Here is an 18,898-nt window from a genome sequence, read left to right on the forward strand (position 1 = left end):
AATTTGTACTGTTTATTATTAACTAAAAACTGGCAGACAGTGTATTTCTACGGATTTTGAAAAACAGACTGAAAATTAAATGCATAAGAAGAGGGACCATTTTCCTGCAAATATTTTAAACGTTTCAATGCTTCCTCTATATCTGGATATTCATCATTTTTAATCCACCAAAGTGCATAGTAAGCTTTTCCATATTTTTGAAACCATTCTTTTCTTCTTCTCAGAAAATCAACGTGAAATGTCTTATAAGTAAAATATTCCAGCGATTCTATATTTCTCCATACGGATAGATTGATGATAACCTGCTCATCATTTAACGGATTAAAGCCTGTAGCATTGTTCTCATCATCTTTCAGTCTCCAGATAAACCCATCACTTTCTTCGGCCAATTGGTTTACTGAATCAAGGTGGTCTACAAACTCTTTCATTACAGGGTCTTCAATGTTGGCCCCGATCATTCTGGCAACATTAATTTGTGCTAAGTGGTACATTTTTTTATTTCTTTTATTCTGATTAATATTGTGTAAAAATAGGTCCTGTACCATGAGTATAAAATAACTATCCATATAGATACTACTAAAAAAATGAAAAAAGAATGTGAGACTTCCTATATCAATGTTGATCAAAAATCTTATCCCTGTGCAGTAAGTTACGTCATGGATCTCATTGGAGGAAGATGGAAAGGTGTCATTTTATGCCACTTAAAAAATGGGGATAAAAGGTTTGGCGAACTGAAGAAAGACCTTTCTTTTATTACAGAAACAACGTTAAGTATCCAGCTGAGACAACTGGAAAGAGACCAGCTGATAACACGGACTGTATTCGGAACAAAGCCTCCTGTAAAAGTTGTATATAGTCTTTCAGATTTGGGGTTGTCATTTACTCCATTATTGGATCACATCAATGATTGGGGTAAAATGATTCTGAAAGATAAAAAAGATACTTAAAAATGCGCACTCAGACTTTTGACTGGGCAGTAAATATTCTGTAAAATAAAACCCGCGCTAAACAAGTTTACTGCGGGTTTATTATAAATGTTAGTGTTTAGACAAAGGATAATCTCAAATTCATTTACTGCTTATCATTAGATTACAATTTTACAAAATATCACTTAAAAACTCCGGTATAAATATCAAAACGAACAATCCCATAAACAGCTGTTTATGGGATTGTTCTATATTTTATTAATGGTTTAATTAATACTTATTTTACTTCTTCAAAAATGACTATATTTGAAAATCAACACTTTACGAAATTATGGTACAAATAAGGTACAGAATAAAATATTGTTACACATATCCTGTCACAAATCTATATTACATTTTTTGAAAAAAATCATTTGGTTATGACCTAATTTTCTACTAAAAGCCATTTTAACTTTTGACGCATCATAGAAAGTACTTTTTTTTAAATGTCTAAAACCCTATAGTAATAATTGAATAATTATCTTGCGAATCTTTAAGGAATTCCCTTTCCAATTGCTGTAAACCATTTTCTTGATTGATATACATAAGAATCTGTTCAAGGGAAACCGTATTGTGAACTCCATCTGAACAGATAATAAATGAATCATCTTTGGAAAACTGAATAAGCTGATATCCAATACTGGATTCCGAAGGTTTGCCTGATATAGATCTGGTCACGATGTGCTTATATTTCTCCAAAGACTTTTCTTCTTTTATGCTTTCCGTTTCTAAAAGGCTGTTTACCAATGTATGGCTTCTGGTCTGAAACAAAACATTCTCCTTATTTATTTGATAAATCATCACATCGCCAATCCAAAAAAGATGAACAGTATTTTCTGCTACAATAATACCACCTATTGTAGCGCCAGATTTTATGTTATTTTTACTATTGAACTGTTTGATAGCTAAATTGGCTTTTTGAACAGCTTGTTGAATATTTTGTTTGTTGATGCTACCGACAAAATTTAGGAAGGTGAAAATGTTTTCAGTAACAATTCTTGCCGCTTCATCGCCTTTCTCATAACCTCCCATACCGTCGGCAATCAGAAAAAAAGAAGCATCAGACTCTAATTTATCCACATAAATTAAATCTTGATTGGTTTCTCTTTTTCCTATTCCTGTTAACTGTTTTACTTCCATTAGTTTCCAGTTGCTTTTTTTGTTGCTCCTCCGTGATTCGTTACTCTTGGTCTTGTACTTATTTTTACTGGTTTTGTTGTTATACTTTGTTCTGATGCTTTAGAAGCCCAAAGAAAACCTTCGCCTGGTTTTAAAACACTCATATCAGAAGCAGTCAAGCTATTTAACTGGGTCAAGGATTTTTGAATATGCTTTAACCATTGAGGTGAATTAAATTTATGAAGTAGAACAATACTGCTCAATTCGATAATTTCGTTGGGTAAACTAGGCGGATCCTGACTTGCAATCATGATGCTTACTCCTTTATGTCTCATTTCTCGAATTGCAGTAACTATATTATTTGTCAAATCTTTATTGTCCATATATTTATGAGCTTCATCAAAAACAATGAACTTATTAAAGTGCTTACCATTAAAGGTTTTGACTCCTGAAAAGATATTAAGCATAATCACAAATAATCCTAGAGCTTCATCCTTAACAATAAACTCATCGCGCAAATCTACAATGACCAATCGTCCTGGTTTTAAAACTTCTTTTAAGAAAAATCTATCGTCAATATATTCTTGAGCAAAACTAAGTTTCTGCCTTGCTAAAGATTTTTGTGTATTCGAAAGTAATTCTGATGCTTCCACGCTTTCCCTTAATCCATCCAACGTTATGTTTCTACGCTGTTCTTTCATCATAAATTTCAACTGTTTGATATACGATGAGTCGTTTCCAATTGCGCCTAATAAAAACATCCAATCTTGAACATTGAGTTCTTTAGAATTAAAAGCTATTGACTCAACTTGTATAGATGGAAATTCCTCTCTACGCTCTTCAACCTTATCAGAAGGAGTTAATATTATAACATCTTCAATAGCATCTGGTTCAGCACCATATAATTCCTTTAGCTTTTCTAATTCTGGAAGATTCGTATTAGCATTAATCATCGAAGTGAATTCTGGTTCATAATCCATACTTTCACTATAATGGAATATAACGCCTGCTAAAGGAGCGGGAAGTTTATTGATATTTGAAAATTGTTTCAAGACCATTTCGCTAATCGTACCGATAGTATAACTTTTTCCACCACCTTGTACACCGAATAAACTTATCGTATTGGTTTCAGACAAATCAATTGCGATTTTTTTATTGTGTATTGACGTACCGATAATGCCAAATTGGTCAGAAACACTATTCTTCCCTACAATAATGTCAAATTCTGGAATGGTATGAGTTTCGCCATTATTTTCAGGTACAGTTTGATGATTACTATATTCCTCTTCGTTAGATTCTGCTACTTCAGTATTTTTTGGTTGTTCGCTAACATACGCTTCAATTAAACTTGTCGTTTCCTTTTCAGGTAAATCTTGAATTTCATTTGTTAAATATTCTTCTTTTTCCTCATTAGAAGATGGTTTAAGCTTTGACTTAAACTTTTGTATAAACGGTTTTAATTTGTTATTAGATTCAAAAGCAGAAACCAATTCTTTATTAAGTTCTGTATCTTCCAATCTTTTGGTATTCAGATCAGAATTTGGGTCTAATATATCGCTGATTAATTTATGCCCAAAAGTAAAAATGATGGTCTTATCATCAATATTTTGCTTTTGATGCTTTTTTTCAAAAGAGAAGTCGAAGATGAAACCTAATCGAGTGAATTTAAATTCAAATCCATTATTTAAGGTTTGAATAAAATCAATATAACTGTTATAAGCATTTTCACACAAGTAATTATATCTGTATGCTCGTTCTATATAAAAGCTAAATAGCGATTTTAATTCCTTATTTTTTATTTCTCGATCTAAGCGGTCACTACTTTTGTAATCATTTGGGTCAAAATGATGTTTAATGGCAACGATTGTATTATCAATCTGTTCTACCATTTTGGTTTTAAGTTCATCACGTTCTGATGCCCCCAAATAGCTTCTACATTTTATTTCTAATATTGCTATTTTAATCTCTCTTTTCTCTTTATTGATAGAAATAAAAAGATTATCTGCTCTGCTTTTCGAATTTGTATCTAAATTCTCGAAAAGATTTTGATGTAAATCAATTGGAATCAGGAACGCATTGTCCAATAATCCTTTTTTCTCTAAAATTCTTTTAGAAAAAGCTGTTCCTATGGCTTCAAAAGCTTTGCTTTTTGAAGAATTTAGCTGAAGAACTAAAGAGCTGCTAATTGCTCTTAAATCCTCAAGGATGGTCTGAATTTTACTTATACCTTCGGGACTATTAATATCTACTCCGAACGATTCAAAATGTGGACTTAATAATCCTACTATCTCACTTGAGGGCTTCGTTGTAAGATAAGAAGAAATTCCTGAGATTTCCTCTCCTGGAATATAGTCTAGCAGAAATGGTGTTTTTCCATTTTCAGACGGCTGATCAAAAAAATGTGGACCTAAGTTTTTGTCAAAAGTTATAACCCAGTCCGAATATTCGTGTAAATGAGATAATAATACCTGATCTCTATTGGTTAAACTTAATTGTGTGGCAGGAATAGAATCTGTAGCGTGCGCTGCCAAAGATCCTGATGTGAAAACTTGATATGAAGCATATAGTTTATTTATTAAGTTCTCTTTTGGGTTTTCTATTTTCACATAATTATTCCAAGTAATTCTTTGGGGTTCTTGAACCATCTCAACATCTGTTGCCCGATCAATAATTAAACTATTTAGGTAAGTAGATTTATATTCCCTATAAGGTTTGTATAAAGTAATTTTTGCAGCAAATGGATTGACCAAAAAGCTAATATGAGCATTATAAACAATCGGATTTTCAACAAAATCTTCAATGTTATTAATAGAAAATCTTAATTTAGGGAATAACCTATTTTGAGAAGGTTGTGAAAACAACTCTGCCTCTTCACTAATATTCGTTTCTGGGTTGAGCAATGCCTTTAGAGCCAATCCGTGTTCAATCAAGGATTCTTGCCCTACAAAAATCCGAACTTCAAATTTAGTATTATAGTATTCGGAATATTTACTTAAATCAACAAACGCATCTGCAAAAACTTCTGCATCACCAACATTAAATAGGTTTATTATTAATGTATCTGTGTAGGGGTGCTGTATTAAAAAGTTTTTTATATGCTTTACTACCAATGCTCTACTAACATCATTATTCACAATATTTCCAGAATCAATATTCAGTAAATGTCTGAAATAGTACTTTAATTGGTGCGAAATAGGAACAAGTGAATCATTTGAATTAGGAGTAGATGCATTAATATATATTCCCCAACCAAAACTTAACTCTCCAAGGTATTCATAATTTATAAACTGGTTTGGATCAACCAGTACAAACGGATTGTTGCTTGGGTTCAGTTCTCCTAAAAACAAGTTCTCCAATTGTTGCCATTCACGAAGATGATCATTATATAAAAGTGATTTAGCTAACCATTCATCAAATTGATCTATTAGGTTCATAAACCAAGTTAATCTAATAGGATGTAACGGAGATAATAAAACCGCAGAAATAGAACCTCCGGTTGGCAATTTTGTTTTTACTTTTACGGTATCTAAAAATTGAACTTCGGTGTATAGAAGTTTGATATTTTCTTTTTCTCCTATAGAAACATCGGTCTTTTCAATTTTTTTATTGAGACTTACCAACCAATTATTGTAATGTTCCAGATAGGTTTTAATATCTTCTTTGATAGTATATAGATTTACAGTTTCAAATACTCCGTTTTCAGCATCATTTGATTTTTTAATTTTCTCAAAAACAATTTTTCGTAATTCTAATAGCTTTTTGGGAGCTATTTCTGTTAGGCTACTGATTGTGTACTCGCTGTTTTGTAAACCTAAGGATGTATTGTTATTACTAATTACAGTATTTACAAAGCCAAAATGATTACTATTATTTAGAATCTCATTTTCAATCATTCTAAGTTTTGAAGACAAAATAATTTGGTAATTATGCTTGTTAGAATAATTAATATGAAAGACTGATGACAACTTTGTTTTATCATCGTTTAACCACACATTAGATTGTTCACTTGGCTGAGGAATATCCAATGCTGCTTCTTGTCGTAATCTATCAATGTTATATTTAAAGAATGCTTGAAGAACATTATTTAATTTATCCTTGCGTATTGTTTCTTCTTTTTCGGTATTGATGTCAATAAAATAATCAAAATCTTCAGAATCGCATTTTAGTTTATAATTCAGATCTTTTTTGCTCTCAAGAGAATGGTTATTTTCCTCCCAAACTCTTTGGATAGCATCTTCATAAAAATTATCATTTACATTTAGAACATTCCCTAATTCATCTTCAGCAAGTACTTTAAAGAAGTAAGAGCCTTCTTCAAGATTATTGGCATTAAGTTCAATTTTAGCTTCTCTGTAAGATTGTTTGGAGTTGGTATTTTTTAACTTTCTTAATGTTGTTATCTCTTGTCCCGAAAAACCATCTACAGCCATCAAAACAACTCTAAAATATTTTAATTCTTCAATATCTTTGGGTTCTGGCAGTGTTTTAAAGCGGATAGTAACTTTGGAATTTGATGCACCATCAGACAAAAGAACTTTTTTGCCTTCCTCAATAGTAAAATCTGTTGATCTTATTTCAACAATTTCCAATTTGATTTCTTGAAAATTAAGATTCGGGATATCCCATTTGTCAAACCAAAGTTCTGGATGTTTGCTTGCAACAGTTTCTACAAGACCATTTAATGAAGTGATACTATGCCCATTTCTAAATAACTGTATGAAATCTTTTTGAAAAGTTCCTTTCTTTATTTGAAGTTCATCTACTCTTTCATAGACAGATTTATTAAATGATGTCAGAATATTACAGCTCGTAGTATTTAAGTTAAGTCGGGAACGAATTAAATTTTCATCAGCAATTAACTTTAAATCAGGAAACAACTCCAAATGGAATAAATTTTTTCCGAGACTTTCCTTGGTAAAAGACTCCTCTTCTACGGCTAATAAATAGCTTAACAAATTTGATTGAGTGGGATTTACATAATTCGTTATGGTATTAACAAATGCAGATACCTCAATAGGAAGTTTTTCTTTCAATTTTTTTACCAAAACAGGTTCTATACTATCTAAAGAAATTTCTTTAAAGGTTGCATTACCGTAAGAATCTTCTGCTGCGGTTCGGCTATTTGAAGGAACAAGTATGAGCAAGGGTTTTTTCTGCTGATTACGCAATTCTATTAGTTTTGTTGCAGAAATATAACAATCCCCTTGTAGTGTTTCATCAACAATATAAGTATCTAAATTCTCAAAATGATTGGTTATCAATTTCCAAAGCGAAAACAACTGCTCATTTCCCAATCCTGTAATTTTCATACAGTGACCGGGTTTTGCATCTTCAAATTCCTTCTTGTATATAGCTACAATCAATTCGATGATGTATTGATAATAACGAGTTAAAATATTTACGTCCATTCTTTCTAAATTATGATAATTCGTAACGAGGTCTTATTTTCTGTAAGATGTAAGCATCGCTTAAATCATTGTAAAATCCTATCTGCCTCAATTTAATCTTGAATGCTTCTACATTTTCTTTAAATGCTAAATGCGTATGGATATCAACATTTTTAAAACGTTCTTCTTCCAATCCATTTATAATTAGCCCGTAACGGTTTCGCAGATTATTCATCAATTCTTCAATAGACAAACTTTGGGTAATAAATTTATTCTCTTCGAGATGCAAAACTTGTATTTGAACCAAAGCTTCTAACAATCTGGTACCAAGCACATATCTTCTGGGATGTTTTTTGCTTCTTCCCTGAGCCAAAAAACCTCTTTCGTTATTCTTTTGAGATAAACTATCCAATAATTCTATGTAAGATTTATGTTGATATTTCCCTCTCACTTTTAACAACAACTCTACATACCTGTCGAAATATGTAGTTTCATACTTTACCATTTCAGCCAGTAAGTTTTTATCGTCTTCGTCCTGTGTTTGAAACACAATATCCCAATAAGCCTCAAATTTTGTTTCGTATTGGCTTATTTCATTTTTCAGAATGTCCAATGCTTTTTCAACGCTATCTGAATTAGCTTCATCTAACTTTAGTTTTTGTATAACGCTGTTAACTTTAAACGTAGCCTTGATGTATTCATATAGGGAATTGTAGGTTCGCTCGGCATCTGCAATTGCAATGAAAGCAACTTTACTTTCAAAGTTGTCTGTGGTATCCAATACTATACTCCAATCATCAACAATATCTTTAGTTCCTTCTTCCACCATTTTTGGCAACAAATAAATAACTTTGTGCACATACAAAGAGAGGTGAAACGAAGTAATTGTTTTCAGATAATCTATCAGCACATTTCGAGGGATTTTAGATTTATACACCAATAGTCTTCTAACATCATCACAAAACAATTCGGCTTGTTTTTCTAAAAGTGGTTTTATCTTATTAAGGGTTGTATTACTTTCCAAAAAACCGGGATTAACATTCTTGATTAAATAAAGAATACCCAAACTATCCACATCTAACTCTTTTGAATGTAGCAATGTGTTTGTTGTTTTATCCCATCCTTCGGCTAAAAAATTCCGAAGCTCATCCTTTACGATAGAATTTTGTCCTAACATCAGGTAAACTTGGTCTGCCGTGAAATAATCTCTTGTGTTCGGAACGTTCCGTACCCGATAACTTTCCAAATGAATAGGTCTTAATGAAGATACTTTTTCTTTCTCCGAATTTCCACGGTTTACCATATTAACAAGGTTGGTACGTAACCAAAGTTCCACCGCTTCAGGATTTTCGTTAAAACCTTCTAATTCGTTATTTTCCTCTAATTTTTGAAAGATGTTTTTGAGTTTATCCAGTTCAATGAAAACACTATCTCCTCTTCTGGTTCGTTGTTTGGGACGAATACCTTCGTGCTTCAAAAGCATAAAAAGGTTGACCAACGTATTATCAATTCTAATCGTTTTGGCATCAGCGGTAAAAAGAAGCTCATTTCTGAATGTGCTTTCCTGTTTGTTTAATTTGATTGCCATATCTAATAGGTTAATTTGTTAATAGCAATTTTGTTGTTTTTCTTTTTAATGGAATAAAACAAACGGTTGTCTGCTGTTACCACAATCTCATCGTAGTTTAGATTTTCTAATAAATTTTTGAATACAATTAATTCGATGAATTTGCCTTTCAAATCATTCAAAGACGGACTAAAACCTTTCTTTATAAAATACAACATCTCATAAAGATCTAATGAAATAGCCAATTGTATCTGCTTATTCGTTGTATGTCTGAAGATTAAACTGTCTGGTTCATATTCTAGATATTTGATTAAATGATCGGTACGATTTACAATCAATTCAAAATCCTCTAAAGGAAACATTTTGAACGATTTTCCTCGAATATCCTTCACATCGGTAGAGGCAAGGATTAAATTTTCTTTGTCCAATGCCTCATTATCACAACCTTCATTTAATGAAACCGCTCTGGAAATCACCTGCTTTGTTTTTTCATCTATAGTTGATTGAGATAGTATAGAAACAAAATCAAAAACCGACTTGTAAGGTAAGCGTAATAAATAGGAAGGTTTTAGCCCTTTTTTATTGGTCTTTTCGGTTTTATCTTCAAGCGTTTCATCTTCTTTGAACCAAGCCGTTTTTCCCTCGAAATAATGATGTCTTGCAAACACTTTGTGCTTTTCTCTTATTTCTCGAATGAGTTCTGGAGTTTGTTCGTGTGCTGGAATAAATGATTTTTCGTCGTTAAAAGAATCTAACAAATTCTGCTCTCTTTCCGAAAACTCAACGTAATCTTTTGGATTGTGCTTGCTGAAAAATAATTCTCTGTCCCAATGCGGAATAGCAACTTCTCCTATATCTGTTTCTCGCAACAGTTTTATCAAACGGTCTCTATTACCGCTATCATCTAAATTAGGATTGGTAATATTGAAATAATAATACTGCCAATATTTTTCAGGTGCCGTATTTTTCAGTTCTTCAACTTTTGATAAATCCTCACAAGAAACATCACGGGTAAGCATAAAAGCAATAAACGACCGTATATCACGCATTGTAATATGCAATTCTCGTTTTAGGCTTACCGTTCTTATCAACCATTCCAATCGGTTAATTACCGTTTCTCCAGAAGCTGTATCGTTTAACGTATCAACATTATATTTGATAAAACAATCTTTTGCCAGCTCACATCCTTCACATTTTGTCCAAAGCGATTTTTGTGTTAATACTTTTACCTGATTTTTAAACAAACTTCCTGTCCCTAAATCATCAGCTACTACCGAGCGAAGATTTAAATTGACAATCATTATTCCTTTTGGAAGCTCTGTATGCCCTTCATTATTGAAATAGTCTTCAATTAGCTTTGCTAATTTTTGATGTTTTTTTGAAGTGGTTAAAAACTCAACCAAACGTCCTTCATTTATAGCGATAATCCGTCCTTCGGTGGCTTTATCATAATCTTTCACTTCCTCAAAAGGTTGAAAAAAGCTTTCTAAAACATCATTATTGATGTTATTTTCCTCATCTTGCGAACCGTCATAATTACTTTCATAAGCAACACTATTTATTTTGAACTTTGCTCCGTTATGATGGGTGAAGTGTTCAACATCTTTTACTGAAGTATGTTGTTCTATTTTCTTGATAAATGCTGTTTTTCCATCCCCTGCATTTCCAGTTATGATGACCAATTTATATTGTCCATCTACAATAGCCGGAATTAAACTTTTATCTAATTTGGTAGGCGTGTAGGTTTGCTCGTCTAACTGATGAGCATTGCTATTTACTCTCGTTCCAAAATTTCCATATTTCGATTGGCTATACAGCGAGTTGATGTATTGAATTATATTAACATCGGAAATAAAACTCTCTTTAGTTTTTGGGACAATATCTTCTAAAATTTTATTTTCTATGGCAACCAAGGCATCAAACATTTCCTGTGCATTTTGGAAACGCTGAGAAGCATCAGTAGCAATGGCTTTCAATAAAAAAGAAGCAAATTCATTTGATATTCTAGATTCAAATGCTTTCGGATTATTAGGTTGTCTGCTGCTCATCGGCATTTTAGATGGATGCCACGGATATTGTTTACAAACCAACTCATACAAAGTTACTCCGAGAGCAAAAGTATCAGCCGATAAATCCCAGTTTACCTTATAATTGTCAGCAATTATATCAGGAGCTAAATACGGATTGGTACCAACAAAATCTTTGTTGGTTTGATTGGAAGAAGCCACATTAAAATCAATCAGCACAAAACGTTCTCCTTTGTCCCAAATAATGTTCTGTGGTTTAATGTCTCTGTGCAAAACAGGTTTTTCTTTGGACTGCATTGCTATCAAAGCAGAAAGAATTTCCTTACCTACTTGAAATATCTTGTGAATAGGCAATTTGGCATCTGTACGTGTGTAAATGCTTAAATTCTCCCCATCTAAAAATTCCATTACTGTAAAAAACTGTCCCGAAGCCGCTTCATCATTCCATTTGAATTGAACAATGTTGGGATGATTTAAATTGATTAACGCATCGTATTCGTCTTTTACAGAACTAAAATTTACACTTTCATTGAATAATTTCAAAGCATAAAAAGTATCTTGAATGCGGTGTTTTACTTTGAATACTTTGGAATAACCGCCTTTGCCCAATGTTTTGTGAATAGAATACGTTCCGATAGAATCGCCTTCTTTTAATTCTTCAAAAGTGGATGATTTTACAACAGGTGCAACCACAGGAGCTACTTCTGCAATAGATTTGCTTTCTATGGCATTGGCAATAAAATCCTGTAAGGTTTCTATGCTTTCTATTCGCTTTAAATCGTCTGTTAAAATGGTTTGTGAGCAGATTTCATCAATCCATTTAGGCAAATTGGAATTGATATGTGTTGGGAGTAAATCCGCTTTCAGCTTACCACCCATTTTATCTAAGTCATAAGGTGTACTAAATGGTTCTTTATCCGTAAATAACCAATAGATTAAAACGCCTAATGAATAAATATCCGAAACCGCACTTGCATCGTTCACCGTCAATTCCAAAGGATGATATGCCGTTGCATTATTTTGGTTAATGGTCGGCATAACGGTATATCCTTCTTCGCTGTGATCAATGAAATAAGATTTACCAAAATTGCCCAAATAGGCGTAGCCACTACTCAAATAAATATTATCAGGATTGATGTCACGATGGAAGATGCTTTCTTTATGAGCTTCTTTCAGAGCTACCATCACATTGGTTATAATATCAATCTTTTCTTTGAACGTAAAGGTTTTTACACGAGCTTCTGAACGTAAAGAATTTTCTTCCAAGAAATCTGAAATTTCATAGAACAAATGATTGACTTCGTCAATACGAAATTCGACATTGAGGATAAAAGGTTTTGCCTTTAACTTGTTGAGTGCGTGGTATTGGTTCTTGATTTTGTCTTCCCGCTTTTTCAGCTCTTCTACAGATAAACCGCTTACTTGTAAGGCGTATTCTTTAATTCTACGACGTACCGAAGTAACACCTTTTGGCTTTACTAGATATTCCGTAAAATTTGGTTCTTGCTGAATGATTTCCAACACTTCATAACCTTCAATTTCTCTTTTTTGTTCGGGAGATTTCTTTGATTGTTGACCGATTAAGAATTGCATTATTGCTTGTTGAATGTCAGCAATATCATCTCCTAATTTCCCGATGCTATACGCATCGGTAATAAAGTCAATCAGTTTTTTATTCAGTCCGAAGGTAAGCTTTTGAGCTTCGTGGGAAATAACAGGAGGATAAGTGTTATTAAAAGAAAGCGTAAGCATATTTTGAATCCACGCCTTCCCCCAAGTAAAGTTGGCTTCTTTGAGTTTGGATGCTAATATCGCTGTCTTTTGCCGACCTGTTTTAAGTGGATTGGGCATTTGCCGATCATTGAGATACCAGTAATGGTCATCGCCTTCGATACGTCCCTTCCAATCTTTGTTTTCGATATTGTAAATACCATGCGGAGCTACGCAAATTAAATCGTATTCCCAGTATTGGGTACGATTGTTTTTGGGATTGGTAGAAGCAATCTCCACATTGGGAATTAAATAGTAATTATCCGGAAGATGAACTTCCAGATAATCCAATAATCTCTTTTCCCCGGCATTAACGACCGATTCGAAATAAGGCGGTTTTATGATACTTGCCATAGGTCAATCTCTTTTTCTATTAATGCAATGGCTTGGTTTTCTTTGAGAATAGCTTCATTTATGTTGAGCTTATATCTCATAACATCTGAATCAATTTGATTCATTATCTCATCATTTAATAAGGGAATTGGAACCAATTCAAGATGATGAGGTTCTATTTGTGGTATTACTGAACCATAAGTGAAACTTTGAATTACTTTTACCCCAATCTCTGATGAGAGAAATGCAAATAGATAACCAGTTTTAATGCCCTTTGGAATAACTCTTAAAATATGTTGTGATGCTAATTTTGTTGCCAAATAGGAATTAACAAGTACAGACGCTCCTATTGTACCACCACAAGTAACCAAAATCCAATCTTCTTTTAATGTCAGTTCGTCAAAGTTTGGTGTATTTCTTTTAGATAATTTTTTATCACTATCAGGAATGGATTTAGTAATATCAGCCCCCCCTAAAAAATCTACTCCTTGCTTTACATAATTTCGTTTAAAAATACCAGGTCTAAAAATATCTTCCGAAGCATCCCTTAAAAGAATATGGTCAGAATTTAATATTCTATCACGATAATTGCTTCCGATAGATTTGTGATATTGAGATTCAAATCTTTTCTGATGAGATGTAATAATATCTGTTATAGAAGTTTTCTGATAAATTGTGCTTTTTCTAAAATTTAATTTCGATGTAATTTTGTTTTGAGCCTCGTCCAGCAACCTATTCGCTTCAACTCTTAATTCAGATGCCTCCACTATAAGCTGATGAATTTGTTGCTGTGTTTCTGCTGATAAGATAGGTATAGGAATATCTTTCAACATATCTTCAGATATATAGGGTTGAACACCTCCAGCAGCTAATCTATTAATTAGTGTATTTCCATATTTTGAGGTAAGAAAACTATAAACATAGCCCGATATATTTTTGTCTTTGCAGACAATTCTAATAATGTTATCAGAACCCATTACCTGATTATCTTCTAATTCAGATGTAATATAGGCTGTTTGACCTATTGCCCCAACCCTTCCCGTTACAATCATCCCTTCTTTCAGAAAAGAAGGTTCATCAAAAGCATATTTTTTAGAATTATATTTGCAACCCTCTAAAGGATTTCCCTTAACAACGTCTGAATTGCTCAAGTAAGGAAATCCTTTATTTTTTTCTGTATATATTCTTTTACTTCTACCTGCGGTAAAAATATCAGAACATAAACTTTGTAATTCTTGATGTGGCATTTTTCGTAACTTTCTTAAATACAAAGTGCCATCGGAAAGATGATAACTTCCATCGAATCTTAACGATTCAATTATATGTTGCTTTTTAACCTTTTGTATTATCATTTCCTAATTATTTAAATTTTCCAAATATGCCTTTGAAATTTTTGGCAAATCATCATCCAACATACGCTGTTTTTCAACACGAGTTTTTACAATTGGCTTCCCATCTTCCGGTCGATAGGCTACATATTTGTTCTCCACTGGGAAAATAATTTCAGCTCCGTCTTCATCTCGCAAATAGATAGGGTTTCCTCTTCGGTCTTTACCTAACTTTTCGGCTATTGCCATAAACACGTCGTAATCTTCTTCTCCTTCGTGAGCAATATTGCGTTCATTGGCAGATTTTTTCTGTAAAAACAATAATGAAGCTTGCACACCAACTTGCGGTAAAAATGCTTCTACAGCTAAATCTACCGAAGCTAATATTTTAAACTTATCCAATATCCATTCTCTGACAGGCAATGTATTCGGATTACCTAAAATACCATCAGGCAATACAATAGCCATTTTTCCGTCTTCTTTCAAAAAATTGTAACAGGCTTCTATAAACAACACTTCGGGAGCGTTTGAATACTTGGATAATTCATAATTAACCGCAATATCTTCATCTACTTTTACTTTAGCTCCAAATGGCGGATTGGTAAATATGATGTCGAATTTTTCTCTCGCACTATTTCCATACATTCCTTCATCATCTTTCATTGCCTTTAAACTCCGATTGATTGCTTTTTCAATCTTTTCAATTTCGGTAGGATGCTCCCAGTTAGGATAAGCCAAAGAATTAACATGAAAGATATTGGCGTGTCCGTCACCAGCCATTACCATATTCATTCGTGCCGCTTTCTTTAAATCCGGATCAAAATCAAAACCGAAAATGCTGTTTTCGGCATATTCACGAACTCTTTCGTTTACTTGGTAAGTATTATATTTTGCAGCAAGTAATACTTCATCTGTAATTTCTGGATACAGTTTTTCTGCTATTTGTTTACGAACATGATCCAACACCATTACCAAAAAACCACCCGAACCACATGCAGGGTCGAGCACTCGGGTATTTTCAGTTGGATTCATCATTTCCACCATCGCTTTGATGATGTTGCGAGGAGTAAAGAATTGACCAGCCTCTTGTTTCAAGGTATTACTGACAATTGTTTCGTAAGCCAAGCCTTTCACATCTACAGAAGCATCAAGGAAGGAGTATTTTGCCAATTCCCCTGCAATAAATGCAATTCCTTTGTCGGTTAATTCTATTGCTTCATTCCCATCAAAGACATCCGAAAAAGTGCCTTCTGTTTTTAGCTCTTCAAATATTTTCTTAATTCTTTCTGCAACGGCTTTTCTACCTTCAACCGTATTTTGTTCTTTTACACCCACCCAAAAATAACGACGATAAGAAACACCGTCTGGCTGAGGCATAAAACGTCTTTTTTCATCGTACAATTTACAGAAAATAAGATAGAGCAATTGCCAAAAAGCATCTTTCTTACGACCTTCGTTTCCATAAATATAATCGTGTGAACGCTTAAAAACTTTGATTAAGGAATCGTTTGCGGGCTTACGACTATGTGAACGATCGCCACGGTTTAAATCGTCTAAGTTTTCTCCAAATCCAGGGAAATCCGATAAATCAGAAAAAGTATAATCAAAACCAACAGCGTCATCTTCTTTTTGTAAATATTTGATGTCTGTTCCGTTTGTCCACAAGCCAAATTCGCAATTATCGACAGCAGCAAGAGCATTCTCCAATGTGATGGTTACACCTTTCTTCTTATCATTTTCTTTTATCTTTTCGTCCTGTACGATGGCAATTCGAATAATATGATTTTGCTCGTGTGATTTGCTTTTTTCAAAAATAACGAGTTCAATCTTTTGTTTTTTATTTTTTCCAGTGTCAGGATCAGTATAAATAATATTGAAATCCCTTTCCATATCGGTCAGATCAAAACCATACTCTTCGTTGAGCATACGGATAATGGACTGCAGATTGTTTTCTTGCGATGTTGCTTTTCTTGGTTTTTCCGTAAGAATACACATCACCTGATTGTCTTCTAATATTTGTTCTTTTGTATTATTGGTTGCCATTATTATATTTTTTGGTTGAGGATTTGAAAGCAATCCTGTATATCATCAAATTTTATATGATTTGTTTCTAGTATTTGATTGAATAAAACACTGTTTTCTTTTGCATTTATTTCTATTTCGATAATTGCTTTTAATTTTGCTTTGTTGGCTTCATTGTCAGTCAAAAGGTTGTTAATATCAATACCTAATAGAGCTGAGCCAGCTTTTGTTGTGGTAAAGTCTTTTATTTCATACACCTCTTCATAATGTTCTGTAGCTGCTCTCTCTTCGTGGATGTTTAGATAGTTTAAAAAAATAAATCCCATATCATCCGCATCTTTATTTCCTTTATGATGCCTGTCTTTCCAGGCAACCAATTTCAAAATGAAAATTCCAGCCAATGAAACAATATCTATTTCCAGTGTATCATCTATCTTAACTCTGACTAAATCCCTTTCTGCTTCTTCAAACCCCAATACGGTCATTGCAAAAGACTGGTCTGGTGGCCAGAAGATCTTATCTTCAGCAGTTGTAATTCCACCATACGGAACTACATCTAATTGAAAATCATTTAGATACAAAAATCGCTGCTGTTGCTTTGGATCTTTCTCAAAATCAGTAAGTTGTATTATTTCTTTCTCTATAGTTGAAAACTCCTCCCATTTATCTACAACTATGGCAATATCTATGTCCTGTGTTCTTCTACCAGATTTTTCTCCGTGAAGTTCCATAATGATATCCCGAGCTGTTGCACCGATGACAAAAAACTTGATTTCCAATTTTTGAAATACAGGAATTAGCTCATCCAATAATTTTTTTAATAATGGATGTTCTAGTTTTTCACTTGATATGTTATAATCCATTTTCTAGAATAATTTTAGCTGTTTCTATATTTCTATTATTTCCGGTTCCTAGTAAATCTGCGTATACGACCAACGGAGGTGCAGTATGTTCATTCTTCAAATGAAGACTATCTGTCCAGAATTTATTATACAATTCAATATTTCCTTCTTCGTCTGGGACAAGTTTCAGTTCTTTTGCAACTTTACTTGTCTCTTCGTCCGTATATATGATATAATCTTTGGGTTTTAAATGACCAGTCAGAAGTTCTCCTCCTGGCTCTCCTCCGAAGTAGAGTTTTATGTTATTCTTATTTATAATATTATTTGTATTAAATTCATTTCCTATCGCCCTCATCTTCTTCCTTAAAGAGCGGGGTTTTAATAATTCATTGTAGGCAATTATCCAACGTTCAGTGATGTCGTCCTGATTTTTTAAAACCCTTTTGTTTCTTGTTTTTAATAAATAATGGCTTTCCTCCAGTTCTTTAAAGATATTACTTACAGACCCCAAAGCAATTCCTGTTTTTTCTGCTAATTCTCTATAAGAAAATTGCAATGTTTCAGGATTAGAGATAAGCAATAGGAGTAATTTCAAACCTGCTTCCTGAAATGCTCGGGTTTGGTTCGTTTTTTTATTGATTTTTGTTTTTCTGCCTTCTACATATACAAAAAAATCCCTTGTCTTAATAAAGGCATTTCCGGACGCATCAAGATAATTGATGCTATTTTGTTTAAGTTCTTCTGCTGTTTTTTTAGTTAAATAATCAGCAATGACAATATTATTTTTTGAATTATTAATGTCCTTCAAAGAAGACATAATGATGCCGTAATTTGCATTTTTTGCATTCTTTTTAGCAATGCAATAAAAGGTCTCATTGTTAATTTGAAGCACCACATCATAGGTTTCTCTAACACTTTCAATTGTGATAGAAAGCCCTGTTGTGTCTTCTAGGGAAGCAATAGCCTCATAAACAAAATCATTGTCTCTATACATTTCTTTGTTCAATAAAATTAAGTGTTCAGTAGGAATGAACATTCAAAAATAATGAACAAAAATATACTATACAAGTTTTACAAGATTAAATTTTATGATAGAAAAGAAAAATATAAGTTTATGCATTAACTAGGTATTCGGGATTACACCAATATCAGTATGTCTTTACTAGAATATTACATTACCAGTAAAATTTAGAATCGAAATATATAATATTCTCATCACTATTAACAAAAATCCCAACATTAGTCAAGTCAGGATTTTTTATTTTTAATTTCTTTAATATCGTATTTCTTATCTAGGATTGGTTCATCAGGAAGAAAATCCTTAATCGAGCATCCTAATGCTATTGCAATTAAATTCAGATGGATTAAATTATATTTTGCTTTTTTAGATGGGGCTTCTATCTGTGAAATAAATCCAATATTCTTCCCAATAGAAAGAGAGAGCTCCTCTTGGGTAATGCTCTTTGATTCTCGTATTTCTTTAACACGTTTTATAACATATCTTTCTATTTCCTCTAACGATTCATTCATAAATCAAA

Annotated in this window: 11 protein-coding genes; 1 reads left to right on the top strand and 10 read right to left on the bottom strand. The window is 32.9% G+C overall.

Annotation, left to right across the window (positions count from 1 at the left end):
- Positions 1-47: 47 nt before the first annotated feature.
- The gene (locus AC3FI7_RS10835) at positions 48-491 is read right to left on the bottom strand and encodes a DUF3291 domain-containing protein (RefSeq protein ID WP_228451267.1); all 444 of its coding nucleotides are present in this window, start codon (positions 489-491) and stop codon (positions 48-50) included.
- A 93-nt stretch (positions 492-584) separates the two neighbouring features.
- Between AC3FI7_RS10835 and AC3FI7_RS10840 the strand changes: the two genes are divergently transcribed.
- Entirely contained in the window at positions 585-947 is a 363-nt protein-coding gene (locus AC3FI7_RS10840; RefSeq protein ID WP_142724801.1) for a winged helix-turn-helix transcriptional regulator, read from the top strand.
- Positions 948-1,415: 468 nt separating this feature from the next.
- On the opposite strand, the gene AC3FI7_RS10845 is transcribed toward AC3FI7_RS10840, so the two are convergent.
- The 9 genes from AC3FI7_RS10845 to AC3FI7_RS10885 all read right to left on the bottom strand — a co-directional run bounded on the left by AC3FI7_RS10845 (position 1,416) and on the right by AC3FI7_RS10885 (position 18,890).
- The gene (locus AC3FI7_RS10845; protein WP_491462021.1) at positions 1,416-2,105 is read right to left on the bottom strand and encodes a PP2C family protein-serine/threonine phosphatase; all 690 of its coding nucleotides are present in this window, start codon (positions 2,103-2,105) and stop codon (positions 1,416-1,418) included.
- A complete protein-coding gene (mads8, locus tag AC3FI7_RS10850) occupies positions 2,105-7,492 on the bottom strand; it encodes a methylation-associated defense system ATP-binding protein MAD8 (RefSeq protein WP_491462022.1) in 5,388 nt (1,795 codons plus the stop codon). Before mads8 ends, AC3FI7_RS10845 begins: the two co-directional genes overlap by 1 nt.
- A gap of 10 nt (positions 7,493-7,502) precedes the next feature.
- A complete protein-coding gene (gene mads7 / locus AC3FI7_RS10855; protein ID WP_491462023.1) occupies positions 7,503-9,059 on the bottom strand; it encodes a methylation-associated defense system protein MAD7 in 1,557 nt (518 codons plus the stop codon).
- A 2-nt stretch (positions 9,060-9,061) separates the two neighbouring features.
- On the bottom strand, positions 9,062-13,189 hold the full coding sequence (gene mads6 / locus AC3FI7_RS10860; RefSeq protein WP_491462024.1) for a methylation-associated defense system protein kinase MAD6: 4,128 nt from the start codon (positions 13,187-13,189) through the stop codon (positions 9,062-9,064).
- Positions 13,174-14,520 carry a methylation-associated defense system restriction endonuclease subunit S MAD5 gene (mads5, locus tag AC3FI7_RS10865; RefSeq protein WP_238557200.1) on the bottom strand — a complete coding sequence of 449 codons (1,347 nt, stop codon included), beginning with the start codon at positions 14,518-14,520 and terminating at the stop codon, positions 13,174-13,176. Before mads5 ends, mads6 begins: the two co-directional genes overlap by 16 nt.
- A 3-nt stretch (positions 14,521-14,523) precedes the next feature.
- On the bottom strand, positions 14,524-16,539 hold the full coding sequence (gene mads2 / locus AC3FI7_RS10870; RefSeq protein WP_238557199.1) for a methylation-associated defense system DNA methyltransferase MAD2: 2,016 nt from the start codon (positions 16,537-16,539) through the stop codon (positions 14,524-14,526).
- 2 nt (positions 16,540-16,541) lie between these two features.
- Positions 16,542-17,381: a nucleotidyl transferase AbiEii/AbiGii toxin family protein gene (locus AC3FI7_RS10875; protein WP_491462025.1), complete on the bottom strand. Its 840-nt coding sequence runs from the start codon at positions 17,379-17,381 to the stop codon at positions 16,542-16,544.
- The gene (locus AC3FI7_RS10880; protein ID WP_238557197.1) at positions 17,371-18,396 is read right to left on the bottom strand and encodes a type IV toxin-antitoxin system AbiEi family antitoxin; all 1,026 of its coding nucleotides are present in this window, start codon (positions 18,394-18,396) and stop codon (positions 17,371-17,373) included. The genes AC3FI7_RS10875 and AC3FI7_RS10880 overlap by 11 nt, the downstream gene beginning before the upstream one ends.
- A gap of 212 nt (positions 18,397-18,608) precedes the next feature.
- The gene (locus tag AC3FI7_RS10885) at positions 18,609-18,890 is read right to left on the bottom strand and encodes a helix-turn-helix domain-containing protein (RefSeq protein WP_238557196.1); all 282 of its coding nucleotides are present in this window, start codon (positions 18,888-18,890) and stop codon (positions 18,609-18,611) included.
- Positions 18,891-18,898: the final 8 nt, after the last annotated feature.

Source organism: Chryseobacterium sp. TQ-BC-N36 (genome assembly GCF_058382295.1).